Source organism: Kitasatospora nipponensis (assembly GCF_039528135.1).
GTDB lineage: Bacteria > Actinomycetota > Actinomycetes > Streptomycetales > Streptomycetaceae > Kitasatospora > Kitasatospora nipponensis.
Map to the genome: position 1 here is coordinate 1 of NZ_BAAALF010000373.1, position 2,874 is coordinate 2,874.

Sequence of the window (2,874 nt, forward strand, 5' to 3'; positions counted from 1 at the left end):
TGTCCACGGTGACCGCCGGACCCTCGAAGCCGAAGGTGTAGGAGATCCGCCCCGAGGCCACGCTGCCCGCGTTGCCGATCCCCAGGTACGCCTCCAGCTCGGCCGGGACCTGCTGACCGGCGCCGGCGTAGTCGCGGCCGGAGATCCCGGCGAAGACGCCGGTCCGGCTGCCGCGCAGCGCGGTCGGGTCGATGCCGGCCCGCTCGAGGAGCTGCCAGGTGGTCTCCAGCAGCAGCCGCTGCTGCGGGTCGACGGCGGGCGCCTCGCGCGGCGGGATGCCGAAGAACTCCGCGTCGAAGTCGCCGACGCCGTCGAGGAATCCGCCGTGCCGGGAGTACGAGGTACCGGTCCGGTCGGGGTCGGGGCTGTAGAGGGCCTCGAGGTCCCAGCCGCGGTCGGTCGGGAACTCGGTGAGCGCGTCCACCTCCTCGCTGACCAGCCGCCAGAGGTCGTCGGGCGACTCCACGCCACCGGGGAACCGGCAGGCCATGCCGACGATCACGACCGGGTCGTCCTCGGCCGCGTGCACCGCCGGGGCCGGCAGGGCCTCGGCGGTCTCGGTGTCCCAGAGCTCCTGGCCCAGCCAGTCGGCGAGCGCGGCGGGCGTCGGGTAGTCGAAGACCAGCGTGGCGGGCAGCCGGTGGTCGAGCGCGGTGCTCAGCCGGTTGCGGAACTCGACGGCCGTGAGCGAGTCGAAGCCCTGCAGCCGGAAGGCCCGGTCCGGGTCGATCGCCTCCGCCGACGCGCGCCGCTGGACGGCGGCGGCCTGCGCCCGGATCACGCCGAGCAGCGCCCGGCGCCGCTCGCCGGCCGGGGGCCCGGGGAGCCGCCGGACCAGGCCGGCCGGCGCCGGGATCACGCGGAGAAGCGCCGGGCCCCGCTCGCCGGGCGGGTGCCCGGCGAGCCGCCGGACCAGGCCGTCCGGCTCGGCCGCACCCGCTCGGCCCTCCGAGCCGCTGTCGGAGCGGCGGACCAGCTCCGCGGCCAGCGGGTGGAAGCGGTCGCCGAAGAGCAGTGACCAGTCGGCGTCGGCGACCACCAGGTGGCTCTCGCCGCGGTCGAGCGCGTCGCCGAGCAGCGTCACCGCCTGCTCGGGCGGCAGCGAGACCAGGCCGTGCCGCAGCAGTTGCCGCTCGGCGCCCTCCGCCGCGAGCCCGGCCCCGGCCCAGTGGCCCCACGCGATGGCGGTGGCGGGCAGCCCGGCGGCCCGGCGCTGGTCGGCCAGCGCGTCCAGGTAGGCGTTGCCGGGCGCGTAGTTGGCCTGCCCGGGGATGCCGCGCAGACCCGCCAGCGAGGAGAAGAGCACGAAGGCCGTGAGGTTCTGATCGAGCGTCAACTCGTGCAGCAGCTGGGCCGCCCGCACCTTGGCCCGCAGCGCGAGGTCCAGCTGCTCGGCGGTCAGGCCGGCGATCAGGCCGTCGTGCAGGGCGGCGGCGGTGTGCACCACGGCGGTGAGCGGTCGGTCGGCGGGCACCGAGGCCAGCACCGCGGCCAGCTCCTCGCGGTCCGCGACGTCGGCAGCCGCGAAGCTCACCGAGGTTCCGAGTGCGGCGAGTTCGGCGGCCAGCACGGCCGCCCCGGGGGCCTCGACACCGCGCCGGCTGACCAGCAGCAGGTGCTCGGCGCCCCGGCCGGCGAGCCAGCGGGCCACGTGGCCACCGAGCGCGCCGGTGCCGCCGGTGATCAGGGTGGTCCCGCTCGGCCGCCAGCCCTCGCTCGCGCCGGCGGCGAGGGGCACGGCCGGGACCAGCCGGCGGGCGAAGACTCCGGCCGGGCGCAGGGCGAGCTCGCCCTCGCGCTGCTCGGAGGGGTCGGCCAGCAGCGCGGCGGCCTGCTCCCAGAGACGGTCGTCGGCCTCGGACGGCAGGTCGAGCAGCCCGCCGTACTGAGCCGGGCTCTCCACCGCGAGGATCGCGGCGAAGCCCCAGACCAGCGCCTGGGCCGGCTCGGTCACCGGGTCGGACGGGCCGGTGGAGACGGCGCCGCGGCTGACGTACCAGAGCGGCACCGCCGCGCCCGCGTCCTCCAGCGCCTGGGTCAGCGCGAGGTTGGCGGCGTGCGTCCACGGCACGGCCGGGAACTCGGGGTGGCTGCCCTCGCCGAGGCCCAGCAGCGAGACGACGCCGGCCGGGGAGCCGAGCGCGCGGATCCGCGCGGCCAGCTCGGAGCGGTGCGGGCCGGCCTCCAGCAGCACCGGCCGGGCGCCGCGCGCGACCAGCGCGCGGCTGAGGCCCTCGACCCACGGGTGCCCGGTCACGCCCGGGGGCGCCGCCACCAGCCAGTCACCGGTCAGCCGCCCGGTCGCGGGGACCGGGACGGAGCGCCAGAGCACCCGGTGCCGCCAGCTGTCGGCGGCCGTGGCGCTGCGCCGGCGGTCCGACCAGGCGGCCAGCGCCGGCAGCACCGGCTCCAGTTGCTCGCCGGTCACGCCGATCGCCTCGGCCAGCCGGCCGCTGTCCTGCCCGGCGACCAGCTCCCAGAAGGCACCGTCCGGCGCGGCCTGGACGCCGGCGGCGTGCTCGGGCGAGCGGCTCGCGTCCAGCCAGTAGCGGGTGCGCTGGAAGGGGTAGGTCGGCAGCTCCACGCGCGGCGGGCGGGCCGGACCGAACAGGGCCGCCCAGTCAACCGCGTGACCACGGACGTACACCCTGGCCAGCGCCGTGAGCAGGGTGTCGGCCTCCGGGTGCTCCCGGTGCAGGGTGGCCACCGCGGTGGCCGACTCGGCCAGGATCCCGCCGGCCAGCGCCGTCAGCGTGCCGTCCGGGCCGAGCTCGATCAGGTCGGTGACCCCGGCGGTGTCCAACTCCCGCACGGCGTCGGCGAACCGGACACCCTCACGGACCTGACGCACCCAGTACTCCGGATCCGCCCACT

At 77.6% G+C, this 2,874-nt stretch carries 1 protein-coding gene; it reads right to left on the bottom strand.

Features of this window, described 5'->3' with window-relative positions; translation table 11 throughout:
• Positions 1-2,851: SDR family NAD(P)-dependent oxidoreductase (locus ABD323_RS40275; RefSeq protein ID WP_344447082.1), on the bottom strand; the 2,851-nt coding region annotated here is incomplete at its 3' end.
• Positions 2,852-2,874 lie beyond the last annotated feature (23 nt).